Source organism: Bartonella sp. ML70XJBT (assembly GCF_028618425.1).
GTDB lineage: Bacteria > Pseudomonadota > Alphaproteobacteria > Rhizobiales > Rhizobiaceae > Bartonella.
In genome coordinates, this window is record NZ_JAQISX010000003.1 from 38,044 (window position 1) to 56,213 (window position 18,170).

Annotated in this window: 15 protein-coding genes; 6 read left to right on the forward strand and 9 right to left on the reverse strand. The window is 38.2% G+C overall.

Going from position 1 to position 18,170, the window contains the following annotated elements:
* The first annotated feature begins 393 nt into the window (after positions 1–393).
* From PVV65_RS02015 to PVV65_RS02025, 3 genes are all read left to right on the forward strand, one after another.
* Positions 394–1,347: a peptidylprolyl isomerase gene (locus PVV65_RS02015; RefSeq protein WP_273789014.1), complete on the forward strand. Its 954-nt coding sequence runs from the start codon at positions 394–396 to the stop codon at positions 1,345–1,347.
* A gap of 127 nt (positions 1,348–1,474) precedes the next feature.
* Positions 1,475–2,707, forward strand: coding sequence for a bifunctional glutamate N-acetyltransferase/amino-acid acetyltransferase ArgJ (argJ, locus tag PVV65_RS02020; RefSeq protein ID WP_273789015.1), 1,233 nt, complete (start codon positions 1,475–1,477; stop codon positions 2,705–2,707).
* Positions 2,708–2,838: 131 nt separating this feature from the next.
* The gene (locus PVV65_RS02025) at positions 2,839–3,252 is read left to right on the forward strand and encodes a (deoxy)nucleoside triphosphate pyrophosphohydrolase (RefSeq protein WP_273789016.1); all 414 of its coding nucleotides are present in this window, start codon (positions 2,839–2,841) and stop codon (positions 3,250–3,252) included.
* A 695-nt stretch (positions 3,253–3,947) separates the two neighbouring features.
* Here the strand turns inward: PVV65_RS02025 and PVV65_RS02030 are convergent.
* The 4 genes from PVV65_RS02030 to PVV65_RS02045 all read right to left on the reverse strand — a co-directional run bounded on the left by PVV65_RS02030 (position 3,948) and on the right by PVV65_RS02045 (position 8,464).
* Entirely contained in the window at positions 3,948–4,814 is an 867-nt protein-coding gene (locus tag PVV65_RS02030) for an NlpC/P60 family protein (RefSeq protein ID WP_273789017.1), read from the reverse strand.
* 161 nt (positions 4,815–4,975) lie between these two features.
* Positions 4,976–6,343: a M17 family metallopeptidase gene (locus PVV65_RS02035; protein WP_273789018.1), complete on the reverse strand. Its 1,368-nt coding sequence runs from the start codon at positions 6,341–6,343 to the stop codon at positions 4,976–4,978.
* A gap of 14 nt (positions 6,344–6,357) precedes the next feature.
* Positions 6,358–7,302, reverse strand: coding sequence for a type I pantothenate kinase (gene coaA, locus PVV65_RS02040; RefSeq protein ID WP_241436499.1), 945 nt, complete (start codon positions 7,300–7,302; stop codon positions 6,358–6,360).
* Between the two features lie 172 nt (positions 7,303–7,474).
* Complete coding sequence (locus PVV65_RS02045) at positions 7,475–8,464, reverse strand: asparaginase (RefSeq protein WP_273789019.1); 990 nt, start codon at positions 8,462–8,464, stop codon at positions 7,475–7,477.
* Between the two features lie 218 nt (positions 8,465–8,682).
* Between PVV65_RS02045 and hslV the strand changes: the two genes are divergently transcribed.
* Positions 8,683–9,264 (forward strand): ATP-dependent protease subunit HslV, encoded by a 582-nt coding sequence (hslV, locus tag PVV65_RS02050; protein ID WP_012230625.1) that lies wholly within the window; start codon positions 8,683–8,685, stop codon positions 9,262–9,264.
* On the forward strand, positions 9,265–10,575 hold the full coding sequence (gene hslU / locus PVV65_RS02055; RefSeq protein ID WP_273754606.1) for an ATP-dependent protease ATPase subunit HslU: 1,311 nt from the start codon (positions 9,265–9,267) through the stop codon (positions 10,573–10,575).
* 18 nt (positions 10,576–10,593) lie between these two features.
* Here the strand turns inward: hslU and PVV65_RS02060 are convergent, their stop codons facing one another.
* The 3 genes from PVV65_RS02060 to rpsO all read right to left on the reverse strand — a co-directional run bounded on the left by PVV65_RS02060 (position 10,594) and on the right by rpsO (position 14,374).
* Positions 10,594–11,589 carry a class I SAM-dependent methyltransferase gene (locus PVV65_RS02060; RefSeq protein ID WP_273789124.1) on the reverse strand — a complete coding sequence of 332 codons (996 nt, stop codon included), beginning with the start codon at positions 11,587–11,589 and terminating at the stop codon, positions 10,594–10,596.
* A gap of 73 nt (positions 11,590–11,662) precedes the next feature.
* Positions 11,663–13,858: a polyribonucleotide nucleotidyltransferase gene (gene pnp, locus PVV65_RS02065; protein ID WP_273789020.1), complete on the reverse strand. Its 2,196-nt coding sequence runs from the start codon at positions 13,856–13,858 to the stop codon at positions 11,663–11,665.
* A gap of 246 nt (positions 13,859–14,104) precedes the next feature.
* Positions 14,105–14,374, reverse strand: a complete 270-nt coding sequence (gene rpsO, locus PVV65_RS02070; protein WP_273754610.1) for a 30S ribosomal protein S15 — start codon at positions 14,372–14,374, stop codon at positions 14,105–14,107.
* A 313-nt stretch (positions 14,375–14,687) separates the two neighbouring features.
* Between rpsO and PVV65_RS02075 the strand changes: the two genes are divergently transcribed.
* A complete protein-coding gene (locus PVV65_RS02075) occupies positions 14,688–16,316 on the forward strand; it encodes an MFS transporter (RefSeq protein ID WP_273789021.1) in 1,629 nt (542 codons plus the stop codon).
* A 375-nt stretch (positions 16,317–16,691) separates the two neighbouring features.
* Here the strand turns inward: PVV65_RS02075 and truB are convergent, their stop codons facing one another.
* Positions 16,692–17,654, reverse strand: a complete 963-nt coding sequence (truB, locus tag PVV65_RS02080) for a tRNA pseudouridine(55) synthase TruB (protein ID WP_273789125.1) — start codon at positions 17,652–17,654, stop codon at positions 16,692–16,694.
* Positions 17,655–17,658: 4 nt separating this feature from the next.
* A complete protein-coding gene (gene rbfA, locus PVV65_RS02085) occupies positions 17,659–18,063 on the reverse strand; it encodes a 30S ribosome-binding factor RbfA (RefSeq protein WP_273789022.1) in 405 nt (134 codons plus the stop codon).
* Positions 18,064–18,170: the final 107 nt, after the last annotated feature.

Below are 18,170 nucleotides of genomic sequence, written 5' to 3' on the forward strand. Positions count from 1 at the left end.
GAAATTCATATGATTTCCCCATGTTCCACATTTTCTTTAAGTTTTCCGATATCATGAAATGCAGATGGTACCATTATATTTGCCGGTGTGCAATTTTTCACTTTAAACTGTAAAGTAGAGATAAGAGGCTAAGGGCGCTATGTCAACTTTAGGTATGTTATTTAACGGATACAATTCAAAGTAATTTAAGATATTAAGATATAATGTGCCATTTTTCTCTATTATCACGTTTTTCATTTGCGTTAGATAGGGTTGAAAAAACTGAGATAAAAGAGCAATTTTATATTTTTTAAAATAAATTGCTAATTTATTTCTCTATGTTTAAATATTAAAGTGTTATGGTATAGAAAATTGGAATCTTGAACCTGCCTTGCATTTTTAAGGAGTATATTTATGAAATTTAACTTTATCACGCTGTTTTTAGCATCAGCTTTATTGGCAAGTACAAGTTTAGGGGTGAGGGCCACAGAAAGTTTGAATTCATCGCCGAATGATTTAAAGACTTTGGAAAAAGCTTCTGAAAAAGCTGTTTCTCCTTCTCATGTTATGGCTGTTATTGATGGGAATAATATTACAGCAGGACAATTGGATGAGTTAGCGCTTGAAATAAATCCTAATTTAGCCCGTTTTCCTGATGAACAGCGCCGTATCATGGTTTTAAAGGCCTATGTGGATATGCAGGCACTTGCAAAAGCGGCAAGAAGCAAAGGTCTTGATAAGACAGAGGCTTATGATAAACGTATGGTTGTTATGCGTGACAATGTGCTTCAACAGCTTTATTTTAAACAGATGATTGTTGACAAAATATCGGATACTGATTTGGAAGATCTTTATAAGCAAGAAATTGCTGCTTTACCTAAAGAGGATGAAGTTAAAGCGCGTCATATTTTGGTCAAAACCAGAAAAGAAGCAGAAGCTATCGTTAAGCGTTTAAATAAAGGCGAAAATTTCGAAGAGATTGCCAAAAAAAGTTCAACAGATGGTTCCGCTGCTGTTGGGGGCGATCTTGGTTATTTTAGCCATGGTCAAATGGTCAAGCCTTTTGAAGATGCAGCATTTGGTTTGAAAGTTGGCGAATACACGAAACAACCCGTTGAAAGTCCTTTTGGTTGGCATATTATTAAATTAGAAGATCGTCGTGTAAAACAGCCTCCCACATTTGATGATGTTAAAGAGATGTTGCGTACACAGTTGATAAAAAAGCGCTATCAAGAACTAATTGTTGATTTGCGTAGCAAGATAGATGTGAAATATCCTGATCCTAATGTTACAAAAGTCATGGAATCGCTTAATCAAAATGGAACGCTGCTTCCCGATGAGACATCCGACGAAGAAGATACGGAATAATAAGGAAGAAGAGGTAGAAAGTATTTTGCTGGGTGATTTGAGTGATGAGTGTCGTTCAAAAAGCTGAGAAGTCATTTATGAGAGACGACTTATCTATGATCATTTATCTTTTTATGGAAAACAGAGTGTGATTTTAAAAATATCTCCGTTATCTCCGCAAAACATGTCGGAGCTTCCGCCACTATCTGGTGTGCGGATAGCAACAGCTAAAGCTGGGATTAAATATAAAGATCGTACAGATCTCCTTTTTATTGTATTCGATAAGCCGGCAAGTGTAGCTGGTGTTTTTACATGCTCAAAATGTCCATCTGCTCCTGTAGAGCATTGTCGTGCATCTCTTCCCCATGGGGTTGCAAGGGGGGTTGTTGTAAATTCTGGAAATGCAAATGCTTTTACAGGAAGCAAAGGAAAAAACACAACCGATGAAATCATCTGTGCAGCAGCGAATACTTTAAAGGTTAGAGAAAATGAAATTTTTATAGCTTCTACAGGTGTTATTGGTGAGCCAATGGATGCATCGGGTATTGTAAATCTTTTACCAAGTATGGCAGAGACAGCAAAAGAGGGAAATTGGTTGGAAGCTGCAAAAGCCATAATGACAACCGACACATTTCCAAAACTTTCTACGCGTAAATTTACTTGTGGGGGAGAGAATGTTACCATTCATGGAATTGCAAAAGGTGCAGGTATGATTGCACCCGATATGGCGACAATGCTCTCGTTTGTGGTCAGTGATGCGACTATTTCTTCGGATATGCTTCAATCCATGTTATCAGAAGCCGTTGAGGGTTCTTTCAATTCGATTACTGTTGATAGTGATACTTCAACTTCAGATACGCTTATGTTATTTGCGACAGGAAAAGAACATTTTCCATGCCTTAAAAGTCGATCTGATCCACGTTATGGCACTTTTGTGAAACAATTGAGTGAACTTTTGCATGAACTTGCACTCCAAGTTGTATGTGATGGTGAAGGTGCACGTCATTTAATTGAGGTTAATGTAAGTGGTGCTACAACAGATAAGGCTGCGAAGACTATTGCTTTATCCATTGCAAATTCACCACTTGTAAAAACGGCTATTGCCGGTGAAGATGCCAACTGGGGGCGAGTCGTTATGGCAGTTGGAAAGGCAGGTGTTGAAGTCGATCGTGATCTATTGACAATTTGGTTTGGTGAACATCGTTTGGCGATCAATGGTGAACGAGATCCTGAATATTGTGAAGAAAAAATAGCTGCTTATATGCGAGGAAAACACATCACAATTCGTGTTGATATCGGTTTGGGTGAGAGTACAGCGACGGTTTGGTCTTGCGATTTAACAAAAGAGTACGTTATGATCAATAGCGATTATAGAAGTTAACGGATATATCATAAATTTGACATTAGATATCTGTATATTCGGGGGAGAGTAGGGAGTATTTTAGCACTTTCATTTTGAAGGAGAGGGTGAGAGGAAAAAGATGGTTATCTTTATCCCATTTGGAGAGCGATATGGGTACAAAAAGTTTACTTCTTCTTGTTGTTGCTTGTGCATTATTAGATCAAGATAATCGTGTTCTGCTTACCAAGCGTCCTCAAGGAAAATCACTAGCTGGTTTATGGGAGTTTCCTGGTGGAAAGGTTGAACAAGGCGAAATTCCAGAAACATCATTGATTCGTGAATTAGAAGAAGAACTCGGTATTCATGTTCAGATGGATAATTTACAGCCCTTAACATTTGCAAGCCATAGCTATGAGACATTTCATCTCCTAATGCCATTGTATCTTTGTTACCATTATGAAGGTGTTGCTAGGGGACGAGAAGGGCAAGATTTAAAATGGGTTTTTATTGGTGATCTTGAGAAATATCCTATGCCTGATGCTGATAAACCATTGGTGCAGGTATTAAAAAATCATCTTCTTTAAGGAATATAAGAAGAAAATATTGTTTAACTATAAGTATTTATTTATAATTTTTCATACTAGATGGAAAAGCTCAGCTCTGTAAAATCTTCACATTTAAAATCTATGGATGCTCAATCAATCAAAACCATTCTTGCACGCTCCAAGCGGAGAGCCCCACGTGGATAAAACAAGTGGATAAAACAATTAAAAAAGACCTGAAGTTTGTGCTGAAAGAACACTCTCCAATAGCTAAGAGATTATCGCGACATTGAGAATTTGAAAAATTTATAATGGTAGCTTTGCATGATTCAGAAGTATAAAATGGTGCTAGATAATGGATTTATACTGTTTATGCATATTGTTGTGAGTTGAGCTTAGGGGTGCTAAGAGATATCAGGGGTATTTATTTCATAAGATATCGATAATAAGAAAAATTCAAAAGACTCTTTAGAAGAGAATGCTTTGAGCTTGTTATGAGAGATTATTTTACATGTTCAATATTTTAAGCATTATCGTCATACATTTAATATAATAACATAGTGTTTTATAAGCATAAACTATCCTTTTTCTGTTGATATTTTACGATTTTTCATTCAAAAAAATTTCGATAACATACAAAGAGCTGTGTGTAAGAAAAACGATTTAAAACAGATAAAACATGCGATTAATGGACGATTAAATATAAAGACATTCAATGATTTGTTTTTATAGGGGGATTAAGTTTCTTGAATTGGACGACGTTTTGTGATGGGATATCGTTGATATGTTTGAGAAATACGTTTAATGACTCCCTCTAGTGGTTCAATTATAACGTCCATAGAAAAGCCATTTGCATGAATGATATTTTCATGATCAACCATAATGGCAGCATGACTTTGCCAAAAAATTAAGTCACCTCGTTGAAGTTCATCACTGTCTGAGAGCGGAGTCCCTATAGTTTTCTGCTGCATGTCAGTATCACGTAAAACCATTTGACCGGTCATAATCATGGAAAGCTGGATGAGTCCTGAGCAATCAAGTCCGAAACCACTGACACCACCCCAAAGGTAAGGTGTGCGGATGAACATTTCAGCAACGGTAACATAATCTTTATATACACGGCCAATGGGACTGAGATGATTGCTGATGATTGCTTTTCCGTTTTCAAGTATAGAATACATAGTTTCACGCACTTCAACTTCATCAACAACAGTTACCTTACTTCCCATAGATAAAGGATATTCCATTGGCCCACGCAAATCAGCTTGGAAATATTGAAAAGTACGTGGGACTGAAACGATATGTGCTTGTTTTATGTTTGATGTACAAAGTGCTGTTGTATCAATATAACCAACGTAACCATCTTTAAGAGATTGTCCCCACGACATGGATTCTCCTTGTTCAAAGATAAGAAGCTCTTCTCCAAGTAAGCATTGGGTTTGCATTTCGCTTTTTTTACTGTTTTCTTTAAACAGTCCAGCAACAGGAACATTAACACGTCTTTTTTCACCTTGCACAAAGCGCTGCGCTGTGACCTCTGTTTCAAGACGTTTGTCAGCGAGATCTTCTCTAAATGCATGTAACCTTGGATCTTTAGAGACCATTCGTTGCCCTTTCATTTTTGTCTTTAAAATAAGTTTATAACCACTGTAAAATCGCAGAGCTTTTCATCGTTAAATAAAGCAAAGAGCATCATTAGAGACGATAAGCAACCACTCCTAAAGTCTCACAATTGTCTATCTTTGTGGATATTTTGTGTCAATTTTTAGTTTTTAAAGAGATTATAAAGAGCACGAATAACTTGTGCAGATCCACCGACAGGATAGCCTGGTTTTTCTTTAGGAACCCAGCCATAAAGATCAAAATGCGCAAAATGTTCGGCTCTTTCAACGAAAGAGTTAAGAAATAAAGCAGCCACTATAGAGCCGGCATAGTTATTTCCCGTTATGTTGTTCAGATCAGCATTTGGTGAAGATAACATTTCCAAGTAAGGTTTCCAAAGGGGCATTTGCCAAAGAGGATCGAAAACAGAGTGAGCCGATTCAGAAATTTGTTGTGCCCATATTGCATCATTACAATAAAATGCGGGAAGATCTGGTCCTAATGCGATACGTGCTGCGCCCGTTAAAGTAGCCATGCAAAGCATGAATTTTGGGCTTTCTTCATCACCATATGCAAGTGCATCAGCAAGGACAAGTCGCCCTTCAGCATCTGTATTCCCCACTTCAACAGTTAATCCCTTACGACTTTTGAGAATATCACCTGGTCGGTAAGCATTTGCAGAAATTGCATTTTCTACAGCTGGAATCAAAACACGTAGACGGAAAGGCAATTTCGCATCCATAATAAGTTTAGCCAATCCCAAAACATGTGCTCCACCTCCCATGTCTTTTTTCATAAGCAACATGTTATTGGCTGATTTAATATCCAGCCCTCCCGTATCAAAAGTTACGCCTTTGCCTACCAACGTTATTTTAGGATGATGCTCTTGCCCCCAGTGTAATTCAATCAATCGTGGTGCAGTGCTGCCTGCACGTCCTACGGCATGAATCATCGGAAAGTTATGGGTTAAGAGATCATCTCCACAAATACTGTGGACATGAGCACCGTATGTTTTCCCTAGTTGTCGTGCCTCTTCTTCAAGAGTATCAGGGGTCATATCATTAGCTGGAATATTGATGAGATCACGGATGAAGAAGACAGTTTCATAAATACGTTTGAGCTCATCAAAATCAACGGATTCATTGACATGGATAGATAATGATTTTAAAAAAGAATTTTGGCGATAACGGTTAAATTGATAGCTTCCCAGTGCTAATCCAAGATAGGTATTTATTTCATCAGAGGTTTCACCTTCTAAATGCCAGTGACCAGCAGGAAGTTTTTGAGCAAGAAGACCTGTGATAAAGGGATCGCTCCCATTGCCAATTCCAAATAAAACTTTTTTTAAATGTCCCGTTTCGTGAGGAACAAAGAGTATTTGCCCTGCTTTTCCAGTAAAATCATTAACTTTTATCCATGCTGTCGCTGAGGCATCAAGTGATAAGTTAGCAAGATTTCTTTGATTTACTAAGATAATAGGGTAACTGTTATCAATACGTGTTGAGGTAAAATGAATGGAATGTTGTTGCATAGTTTATGAGATCCTTATAGTCGTCTAAGTGCGACATACTCGACCAAGTGATTTTTTCCCTTTCGAAGAATGAGATTGGACCGTGGTCGTGTTGGCAATATATTTTCTTGTAAGTTTTTTAAGTTAATCGTTTGCCAAATATTTTCAGCGATTTTTAAGGCTTCTTCTTCATGCAGGAGTGCATAACGATGAAAATAGGATTCAGGATTTTGAAAAGCTGTTTTACGCAAACGTTTAAAACGTTCCAAGTACCAGTGCCGAATGACTTCTGTTTCAGCATCGACATAGATTGAAAAATCAAAAAAATCTGAAACAAAAGGAATGACCTTACCATCTTTAGGAAGATCACTGACTTGCAGAACATTAATACCTTCAATAATTAAAATATCAGGGCGGTCAATGATAATTGTGTGATTTTTTAGAACATCATAAGTCATATGAGAATAAAGAGGAGCAGGGACATTTCCAATACCTGCTTTTATAGCCGAAAGAAAGCATAGTAATTTTTTGATGTCATAGGAATCAGGAAATCCTTTACGATTCATACGATTTTTTTGTTCTAAGATCGCATTAGGATAGAGAAAACCATCCGTTGTGATCAGATCAACTTTAAGACTAGATGTCCAACGTTTTAACAGCTCTTGAAGGATACGAGCGGTGGTAGATTTTCCTACAGCTACAGAACCAGCAATTCCAATAATAAAGGGCGTTTTTTGACTCTCTTCTTGATGGAGAAACTGCTGACGTTTGTGAAAAAGTTCCTGCACTGCTTCAACATGGCATGAGAGCAGACGTGATAAAGAAAGATAAATGCGTTGGACTTCTTCAAGATCGATGGGATCATCAATAGAGCGTAAACGCTTAATTTCATCAAAAGTTAAAGTAAGAGGTGTATCCGCACGAAATTCTGACCATTCTTGTGCTGTAAAAACACGATAAGGTGAATATCGGTCAGAAATGGATTTGACCAAATTATCTTCCTGATTAATTTTTTTTATAGTCGTATCAATCATTTTTATTTATCGAAACTTTTTGATGTAGCTCTTGATTAAGAGCGGGCAGGTGAGCTGCTTTGTGTTTAAATAAATTTCGTTTTGCATGCCTTCTCTTTAAGATAACAGATCATTTTTATTAACTTATCGTCCAGTCATTCCAGTATGTACGGATTTGTGCCAATGAGTACCCTTGTGCTAAAAAAGCCCATAAAAGCAGACGCGCTTTTACTGCTGATAAATACCCAGACATAAAAGCACCCGAAGCAATCATATCGATTTCTGAACCTTTATAGCCATAAGTTATACGAGTTGTTGAGCCATTACAACAACGACTAGCAATAATAATTGGTATTTTTTGTGCATATTGTTGTACAAGATCTGCTTCTTGAAAACTACAGTGTCCTGCACCAAAACCAGCAATAACAAGTCCAGCATAATGTCCACTTTCAAGGCAAAGTTTCATTAATTGTGCATCAGATGATAAAGAGGAATAGAGAAGTGCAATTTGATGATCGTAGTTTTGGGGAAGATCAAATGTTGTCGGAAAAAATTTTCGATCATTAAAATAAATAAGTTTTCCCTCTAAAATAGTTCCTACAATACCTACAAGACCTGATTGAAATGTTTCAACCTTGACGGTGTGGCTTTTATAGAGCCAATAAGGTGAGTGAATGGTATCATTAATGACAACAAGAACGCCTCTGTTACGACTTTGTGGGGCGACCGCGACACGCGTTGCTGCTAAAATATTAGCAGGCCCATCAGCACCTGCTTCGTGAGGGGTACGCATAGCACCGGTTATGATGAGTGGTTCATCTTTCTTCCAATAAAGAGAAAGAAAAAAAGCAGTTTCTTCAAGAGTATCAGTGCCTTGCGTTAAGACAATTCCTTTTGCACCAGCGTTTATTTGTTGTTTTGCCCACTCTATTATTTCAAAAAGAATTTTAAAAGATAAAGATCCACTGGGTATTTGCATTAATGTTTGTGCATGAATATCAGCAATGTTATTTAAATCAGGAACACTTTTTATGAGGTTATCTGAGGTTAAAGTCGGTTGCATGTGGCCAAAACGATCGGCAGTCATTGCAATTGTTCCACCTAAGGTTCCTATAGCTATTTTTTTCATAATTTTCCTCTATAAAGGCACAAACTTTTTACATAAAACTATTTAGCAGTAATTTACATTGACAACAATAATATCATTTTTTCAATTTCAACAAATTGAGTGATGCTGAATCATTGTGTTTTGCTGTATATGTTCTTAAATAGGACAATAGACATTGAGTTTTACATTGAATGAAAAGATAATATTAAAAAGAAAAGTAATATTTAAGGAGTGCCCTTATGACAGAACATAAGCCAGACATAATGTATGGTACAACGATTATTACGGTACGAAAAGGTGGCAAAGTTGTGATGGCTGGCGACGGTCAGGTCTCTCTTGGACAGACGATTATGAAAGGCAATGCACGTAAAGTTCGTCGTCTTGGGAAGAGCGGAGTGGTTATTGCTGGTTTTGCAGGTGCTACGGCAGATGCTTTCACATTACTGGAAAGATTGGAAACAAAGCTTGAGCAATATCCTGATCAGCTTATGCGTGCCTGTGTAGAGCTTGCAAAAGATTGGCGAACAGATCGCTATTTGCGTCGTTTGGAAGCAATGATGCTCGTGGCTGATAAGAAAGTAACTTTAGCTCTAACAGGGCTTGGTGATGTTTTAGAACCAGAAGATGGGGTTATGGCCATTGGCTCTGGAGGAAATTTTGCTCTTTCAGCAGCGCGGGCACTGATGGACTTGGATTTGGATGCCGAAACGATTGCCCGTAAAGCTATGGCTATTGCCGCTAAAATTTGTGTTTACACCAATGATCATTTTACGATTGAAACATTGGATGCAGAATTATCTTCTTTAGAGAAAGCTATTTAAATGTGTGTTGTATTTTCCCCTCGTGAGACTGTTTCTGAACTTGATCGTTTTATTATTGGCCAAAATGATGCCAAGCGTTCTGTAGCTATTGCACTGCGCAATCGGTGGCGTAGACAACAGCTTGATGAGCCGATGCGTGAAGAAGTGATGCCAAAAAATATTTTAATGATAGGACCAACAGGTGTTGGTAAAACAGGGATTGCACGTCGATTAGCAAAACTTTCTGGAGCCCCTTTTGTTAAAGTAGAAGCAACGAAATTTACTGAAGTTGGTTATGTGGGGCGTGACGTTGAGCAAATTATTCGAGATCTTGTTGAAATTGCCATTTCTCTTGTGCGTGAAAAGAAACGCGATGAAATAAAAGAAAAGGCTCACGTGAATGCTGAAGAGCGCGTTTTAGATGCTCTTGTTGGTAAAACAGCAAGTCCGGCTACCCGTGATAGTTTTCGCAAAAAATTGCGTGAAGGTGAATTGGATGAGAAAGAGATTGAAATTGAAGTCGCCGATAATAATAGCAATAGTGCTTCAACCTTTGATATTCCTGGTATGCCTGGGGCGCAAATGGGGATTATGAATTTATCCGATATTTTGGGCAAAATAGGCAGTCGTACAAAAGTCCGTAAAACGACAGTAAGGGATGCTTTCAAACCGCTCATTGATGATGAATCTGAAAAACTCCTTGATCAGGAACAAATTATTCAAGAAGCGCTTCGTGTAGCTGAAAATGACGGTATTGTTTTTATCGACGAGATTGATAAAATTGCAACGAGGGATGGTGGAGCCAGTGCAGCGGTTTCGCGTGAGGGCGTCCAACGTGATCTTTTGCCTTTGGTGGAAGGAACAACCATTGCTACAAAATATGGGCAAATCAAAACAGATCATATTCTCTTTATTGCCTCTGGTGCATTTCATGTTTCCAAGCCATCTGATTTATTACCGGAACTTCAAGGACGTTTGCCTATTCGCGTAGAATTAAATCCTCTCACAAGAGAAGATTTACGACGCATTCTAACAGAACCAGAAGCAAGTTTGATTAAACAATATATTGCTCTTATGGCAACGGAAGAGGTCCATTTGGAAATTACCGATGATGCGATTGATGCTTTAGCAGATATTGCTGTAGATTTAAATGCAAGGATTGAAAATATAGGGGCACGCCGTTTGCAGACCGTTATGGAGCGTGTTTTAGATGAGATTTCTTTTACGGCACCAGATAGAGCTGGAACATCGTTTAAAATTGATGCTGCTTATGTCAGAAAATCTATTGGTGAGCTTGCTGCTGATATTGATCTTTCTCGTTTTATTCTTTAGAGATATTGCTTGTTTTGTTTATCTGCGTGCTTCAATAATTTTGAAACCATGGGCTTGTTCATGGATCAACACTGTGCAGAAAATATTTTTTAACAATGTTTCATAAGGAAGGTGGCGGTTTGCAACAAGAAGTAGACTGCCACCTGGCCTTAGGCATTTTTCAGCATTTATAATAAAATGTTTTCCTAAGAAGACATCTGTCGTTTGTTGTGTGTGAAACGGTGGATTTGAAATGATTGTGTCATACAGGCTTGTGACAGGCTCACGCACAAGGTCATGCCAATAAAAATGAATTGGAAAAGGGGCTGTTATAGATTTAAGGTGTTGTTTTGCTGCTTTCAAAGCGTTGTAGTCTGCTTCATAGAGATCAAAAGTCGTAAGCTTTACATCGCTTTCAAGTGCAACGTGAGAAAGATATCCCCAACCAGCTCCAAAATCAGCTGTTTTCCCAGAAATAACTTTGGGCAGATAAGAAGCAAGGGCAGCAGATCCTAGATCAATACGACCATGTGAGAACATACCAGAAGTAGTTTGAAATTTATCAAAAGAAAGCGGTGGTGAGCGCAATTGTGCAATATTTTGTTTCTCTATTTGTGGAGGAACTTGAAGCCAAAATACAAGACCATGATTTTTAGATAGTTTATGGGTGATGGGGACAATTTTTTTGACCCATTTCATCATTGAAGCAGCACCAGACGTTTTATTTCCACTGATCACAATCCATCCACTAGGTTTAACACATTCTAATAAATCAAGGAAACAATTTTGATTAAAACCACGATATTTGCTCAGGTGCAAAAACGCACCATCATAAATGAGAGTTTTATCTATTTGAGGAGAGCAGTGAAATTGAGTATCGACAAATTTTAAAAAATCTGGTCGCCAAGGCGTGATGACTTTTAAATTTTGCGTCCATTCTGGAGCAGGCACTTGCGTTAAACCAAAACTTAGCCAGCATTGGTTTGGATCTGGATAAGGGAGTGCATGATTTTCAAAAGGTAAAAATGATAACACATGTGATTCTTTCAAAGAAAAATGCCACTCCAATGTTGGGATGGCATTCCATGATTACGATAAGAAGAAAAAATTATTCTTCTTTTTTCTTCCGACGGCGCTTATTTTCAGGTTGTTTTTTTTCATCTATGCCCTTTTCTTCTCTCACCGATTGATCATCGGTAATTTCCTTTCCGGTTTCTTGATCAACAATCTTCATTGATAACCGAACTTTTCCACGCTCATCAAAGCCCATGAGTTTAACCCAAACTTTATCACCTTCCTTAACAATATCAGTTGTTTTGGTGACACGTTCTGATGCAAGTTGAGAGATATGAACGAGCCCATCACGAGAACCAAAGAAGTTTATAAATGCACCAAAATCTGCAGTTTTTACAACTGTTCCTTGGTAGATAGCACCAACTTCAGGTTCATCGACAATAGAATGGATCCAGCGTTTTGCTGCTTCAATGGTTTTAGCATCAGCAGAAGCAATTTTAATGGTACCATCGTCTTCAATATTAATTTTTGCTCCAGTTTGTTCCACAATTTCTCGAATAACTTTACCACCAGAGCCGATTACATCACGAATTTTATCGACAGCAATATTCATAACTTCAATACGTGGTGAAAATTCGCTCAGTTCAGCGCGAGCACTGGTTAAAGCTTTACTCATTTCATGAAGGATATGGATTCGTCCATCTTTGGCTTGTTCAAGTGCGACTTTCATAATCTCTTCAGTAATACCGTCAATTTTGATATCCATTTGCAAAGCAGTAATACCATTTTCTGTTCCTGCAACTTTAAAATCCATATCTCCAAGGTGATCTTCATCTCCTAAGATATCAGATAGAACAGCAAAGCGTTCTCCCTCTTTAATCAAGCCCATGGCAATACCTGCAACGGGGCGAGATAAAGGAACACCAGCATCCATGAGAGCAAGCGATGTTCCACAAACCGTTGCCATAGAAGAAGAACCGTTAGATTCAGTAATTTCTGAGACAGCACGAATGGTATAAGGAAAAGATTCTTTTGTTGGCAACATGGGGTGAATCGCCCGCCATGCTAATTTTCCATGTCCAATTTCACGACGACCAGGAGAGCCAAGGCGTCCTGTTTCTCCTACTGAAAATGGTGGAAAATTATAATGGAGGAGGAATGTTTCCTTATATATTCCGGTTAAGGCATCAACATATTGTTCATCTTCACCAGTTCCCAAGGTTGCAACGACAATTGCTTGCGTTTCTCCGCGGGTAAAGAGTGCTGATCCATGTGTACGGGGTAAAATACTCACTTCCGATTGAATAGGGCGCACAGTAGAAAGATTGCGTCCATCAATACGCCTTTCTGTATCAAGAATGTTTCCGCGAACAATTTTTGCTTGCAACTGTTTAAATACGGTTGCAATTTGGTCTGTACTAAATTGACAGTCTTCTTCTGTTTCTAGCATAAACTTATCGATAATTTCTGTTTTTAGTGCATCAATTGCGGCATAACGTTCTTGCTTATCAGTAATTGTGTAGGCCTTTCGTATACTTTGCTCCGCCATTTCTTCCATTGCTTTTTCAAGATCAGAAAGATCTTCAGGAACAAAATCACGCGGATCTTTTGCAGCAACTTCAGCAAGCTTGATAATGGCATCAATAACAGGTTGAAGGCCCTTGTGACCAAACATCACAGCACCCAACATAATATCTTCTGGTAATTCTTGTGCTTCTGATTCAACCATCAAAACAGCACTTTCTGTTCCAGCAACAACAAGGTCAAGTTTTGATTCAGGCATTTCATCGATATGAGGATTGAGAATATATTGTCCATTACAATAGCCAACGCGGGCACCTGCTATAGGCCCCATGAAAGGAACCCCTGACAGCGTCAATGCGGCAGAGGAGGCAATCATCGCAAGAATATCGGGATTATTTTCAAGATCATGCTGTATAACGGAAACAATAACTTGTGTATCATTTTTATAACCCTCAACGAAGAGAGGACGAATTGGACGATCAATCAAACGTGAAACCAAAGTTTCATTTTCACTTGGACGACTTTCACGTTTTAAATAGCCACCGGGTATTCGACCAACAGCATAGGATTTTTCTTGATAATTAACAGTGAGTGGAAAAAAGTCCTGGTCTGGTTTTGGGCTTTTTGCTGATACAACGGTTGCTAAGACAATAGTTTCTCCATAGGTAGCAATCACGGCACCATCAGCTTGACGTGCTATTTTCCCTGTTTCAAGGGTGAGCGGACGCCCGGCCCATTCAATTTCTATCTTGTGCGTTTTGAACATTTTTTATCCTTAATGACCAGTGTTTAAATCTTTGATTGCTCACATTCTGGCTTTGCGTAGCATATTTTCAAGTTCTGGGGTGTACAACAAGCTTACTTCCATTTTTGTTGTGAGAAGAGAGAGATAAATCGCCTTAAATACGAAATAATGAGCAGCTCTATCCCATAATAACTTGTCAGTTTTTAAATTTTTATCTAAAGGCAACATGTTGAAAAAATGGGTGGTGTTTTACACCACCCATTTTTTTTAGCGACGCAAACCTAACTTCTTGATAAGTATCTGATAACGATTTTGGTCAATTCCTTTAAGATAATCAAGAAGGCGCCGACGTTGAGACACCATCTTTAAAAGACCACGACGAGAATGATTATCTTTTTTGTGAGATTTAAAGTGGTTTGTTAAATTAGAAATACGTTCAGAAAGTACAGCAATCTGTACTTCTGGTGATCCTGTATCACCAACTTTATTTGCGTATTCTGCGACAAGAGCTTGTTTACGTTCAGCTGTAATCGACATCGTATTATCCTTTCAAAAAACGAAGAAACATAAAGCCACCCATAGCCGAGATGTCGTTCAGCCAGGGTCTACGAAAAAATAAGAAGAGTCAAAGACTCTTACCTATTTTTGCTCTTATATAGGAAAGAAGATTAAAATACTAGTCCTTGACAGCATTTTGAAGTCTTTCTTTAAATAAAGCTTTTGTTTTGAAATATTGATTTAAATAGGGTTTTATGAGAAGTTTTTTTAAGATTTATGCATTCTTTTGATACGAAGATTATGAGCGTGTGTGTAGTAACAAAAATGATAAATACCGATTTGGAGGAAAAAGATGCAGAGCATTTCAACATTCAAACTTTTTCGTAATTCGGTATTTCGAAATTTATGGTCATCTACTCTTATTTCTAATTTAGGAGGGCTGATACAGGCTGTTGGAGCAGGGTGGTTAATGGCGTTAATTAGTTCTTCGCATTCCATGGTTGGGTTGGTTCAGAGTGCGACAACATTACCACTTGTTATGTTTTCTTTAATGGCAGGGGCATTAGCAGACAATTTTAATCGGCGTCAAATTATGCTGTGCGCACAGATTATGATGATGGCTATATCCATGAGTTTATCTATTTTAGCCTATATGGGATTTTTAACACCTTGGCTTTTATTATGTTTCACGTTTTTGATTGGATGTGGCACAGCTTTTTATAATCCTTCTTGGCAAGCAACGATAGGAGATATAGTGAGCAGGGAAAATATTCCTGCTGCTGTTAGTTTGAATAGTGTCGGCTTTAATTTGATGCGAAGTGTTGGTCCTGCTATTGGAGGTGCCATCATTGCAACTTTGGGGGCATCTGCCGCTTTTTTGTTTAATGCTATAAGCTATATCCCTCTTATTGGTGCATTATTTTTCTGGAAATCGAATTATGAAAACAATCCATTGCCAAGAGAAAGACTGTTAGGAGCTGTCTCAGATGGTTTACGTTATGTTGCGATGTCACCTAATCTCTTGAGTATTATGGTTCGAGCGTTTCTTTTTGGTATAGGGGCGATTTCGGTTTTAGCTCTTTTGCCAATTGTTGCGCATAAAGTTCTCGGAGGGAGTGCACTTCTTTACGGTACATTACTTGGTTGTTTTGGCTTAGGAGCCATGACAGCAGGGATTATTAATGCATTTGTACGGCATCATTTTCGTTCAGAAACAATCATTGCAAGTGCATTTATTGGTTTCGCCTTTTCTTGTTTTTTATTGGGAATAAGTCGCTCACTGATTATTAGCCATATTGCTTTATTCCCTGCAGGTTTATGTTGGGTTTTGGCATTATCATTGTTTAATACATCTGTACAACTCTCTACACCACGCTGGGTTGTTGCACGTTCTTTAGCGCTTTACCAAACATCATCTTACGGAGGGATGGCTATTGGTAGTGCAATCTGGGGAATTTTGGCTGATGGTTATTCTCCAACAATTGCTTTGAGTGTTTGTTCTCTATTCTTGATTGTTGGGGCTCTTGCGGGGGTAAAATTTAGAATTCAAGAAATCCCGCAAATTGATTTGAATCCTCTTGATCATTTTAGAGAGCCGGAACTCTTACTCGACCTAAAAGCAAGAAGTGGTCCGATTATGATCATGATCGACTATCAAATTCATGAAAATGATCTGGAAGAGTTTCTCAAAGTGATGACGCGCCGACGTCATATTCGTTTACGTGATGGTGCGCGCCAATGGGTTCTTTTACGAGATCTTGAAAGACCTGAATATTGGACAGAGGCTTATCATATGTCAACATGGGTAGATTATTTACGCCATAATCACCGTCGCACAAAAGCGGATGCTGAAGTTAATAAGCGTTTGCGACATTTAAATTGTGCTCCTAACGGTATAAAGGTGCATCGCATGATTGAACGACAGACAATCCCCCAAGCCAATGAGATGCTCTTAAAAGTTCCTTCGGATCATCTTCCTTAAGGTTAGAGCAGCTTTTTAATATGGTTATTATATTCTTTAGATCAATTGGTTAGCATAAGCACAAGAAAATAAGTATTTAAATGATTAGTATATTTATTTATATTGCATCAATAAAAACTATTTTCTTGTACGTACAAAAGGGACTAATGTTTTGATAAAAATGATTGAAAAGGAATAAAAAAGCCTCTTATGAAGCTTTTTAAATACAAAGGTTTTAAAATTAAGGGATGGCAAAGTGTATGATGGTGTTGGCTTGTAGCACTATCTTTAAATTTTGATATGAATGAAATGGGCATAGAGAAATAAAAGTAACATATTTCTCTTAATTTGATAGGGAATATCTTTCAGTCAGAAACGGTTAGAAGAAAGAAACACTTAAATTGTAAAAGTCCGCTTTGGTTTAAATAGACCTTTATCAAGAGTGCCAATAGCAAGAAGTTGTTCCTTATAGAGGGTGCAAACCTCCTCTTCATCAAGGGGTGTTTTATAGGCATATAAAGGAATAGAATGCCCTCTCATAACTCTTTGCGCTTGGGTTTCAGTAAGCGGATAATGAGGGAGACAATCTAAAGCAGCTCCCGTTTCAATTAACAGTTCATCGAGCGTTGAGAAGTCTTTTTCAAAAGAACTCTCATTTTCATCTGTGGTGTTTTTACTTGGTGATATTGCTTCTTTTAGTTCATCCCATGTAATGAGATCCTCTTCATAAAAAGGTGCAACGGCAATACGTCTTAAATCAGCGATATGCCCATAGCAACCCAGATCACGTCCCATATCGCGTGCTAAAGAGCGCACATAAGTTCCTTTTCCGCAGGTTATTTCAAAGACAGAGTGCTCTTTGGTAGGCATTTCTATTAACTCGAAAGTTTCTATTTCTACTTTGCGGGGCGCAATTTCAACGACTTCCCCTTCACGCGCTAGATCATAAGCGCGATTTCCAGCAATTTTAATTGCTGAAAATTGTGGAGGTGTTTGCAAAATAACACCTGTATATTGAGGAAGAAGAGCAAGTATTTCTTCTCGTGTTGGACGTTTGAGAGATGTTTTCGTTATTTTTCCTTCTAGATCATCTGTTGAACGTTCTTGCCCCCAAGCGATATGAAAACGGTATGTTTTTTTGCCTTGCATCACGTAAGGAACGGTTTTGGTTGCTTCACCTAAGGCTATAGGGAGGAGACCAGAAGCAAGAGGATCAAGCGTACCCGCATGTCCTGCTTTTTGTGCATGAAAGAGCCATTTGATTTGTGAAACAGCTTCTGTTGATTTCATTCCTTTTGGTTTATCAAATATGACCCAGCCAGAAACAGCACGTCCTTTTTTTTTGCGTTGCCGTGTCATTTCTTTAATCCTCATCTTTATCCTTATGAAGATCACGCGCAACTTCAGGTGACCGGAGGAGGGCATCAATTTTTGAAAAGTTATCAAAACTATTATCAAGTCGGAAACGCAGTTCAGGCATATATTTCATTTGTCGTAACGTATGACTGATTTCTCCACGGAGAAAACGACTATGTTTATTGAGGGTATCAACAACATCGATATGGGAAGATTTTTTAAGTGTGCTGAGAGGCGATACAAAGCAAGTAGCAATTTTTAAATCTGGTGACATGCGCACTTCAGAGACAGAAATGACAACATCCTTCAAAATATCATCAAGCAAAATATCACGCTGTAGTATATGCGCTATTGCATGACGTACTTGCTCTGCTACTCTAAGTTGCCGTTGTGATGGTCCTGCATTTTTCATCAAAGTTTTGTCCTTGCTCCAAGACCTCTTCTTTTGAGCATCCAAATAAGGAAAAAAAGAGATATTGTGTATAGAATTCCAATAACTTTTCTCATTTTTAAATAGAG

Coding starts and splice junctions, on each gene's coding strand:
- PVV65_RS02015 (WP_273789014.1), top strand. CDS start 394: ATGAAATTTAACTTTATCACGCTGTTTTTAGCATCAGCTTTATTGGCA.
- PVV65_RS02025 (WP_273789016.1), top strand. CDS start 2,839: ATGGGTACAAAAAGTTTACTTCTTCTTGTTGTTGCTTGTGCATTATTA.
- PVV65_RS02030 (WP_273789017.1), bottom strand. CDS start 4,814: ATGGTCTCTAAAGATCCAAGGTTACATGCATTTAGAGAAGATCTCGCT.
- PVV65_RS02035 (WP_273789018.1), bottom strand. CDS start 6,343: ATGCAACAACATTCCATTCATTTTACCTCAACACGTATTGATAACAGT.
- PVV65_RS02045 (WP_273789019.1), bottom strand. CDS start 8,464: ATGAAAAAAATAGCTATAGGAACCTTAGGTGGAACAATTGCAATGACT.
- hslV (WP_012230625.1), top strand. CDS start 8,683: ATGACAGAACATAAGCCAGACATAATGTATGGTACAACGATTATTACG.
- hslU (WP_273754606.1), top strand. CDS start 9,265: ATGTGTGTTGTATTTTCCCCTCGTGAGACTGTTTCTGAACTTGATCGT.
- pnp (WP_273789020.1), bottom strand. CDS start 13,858: ATGTTCAAAACGCACAAGATAGAAATTGAATGGGCCGGGCGTCCGCTC.
- rpsO (WP_273754610.1), bottom strand. CDS start 14,374: ATGTCGATTACAGCTGAACGTAAACAAGCTCTTGTCGCAGAATACGCA.
- PVV65_RS02075 (WP_273789021.1), top strand. CDS start 14,688: ATGCAGAGCATTTCAACATTCAAACTTTTTCGTAATTCGGTATTTCGA.
- truB (WP_273789125.1), bottom strand. CDS start 17,654: ATGACACGGCAACGCAAAAAAAAAGGACGTGCTGTTTCTGGCTGGGTC.
- rbfA (WP_273789022.1), bottom strand. CDS start 18,063: ATGAAAAATGCAGGACCATCACAACGGCAACTTAGAGTAGCAGAGCAA.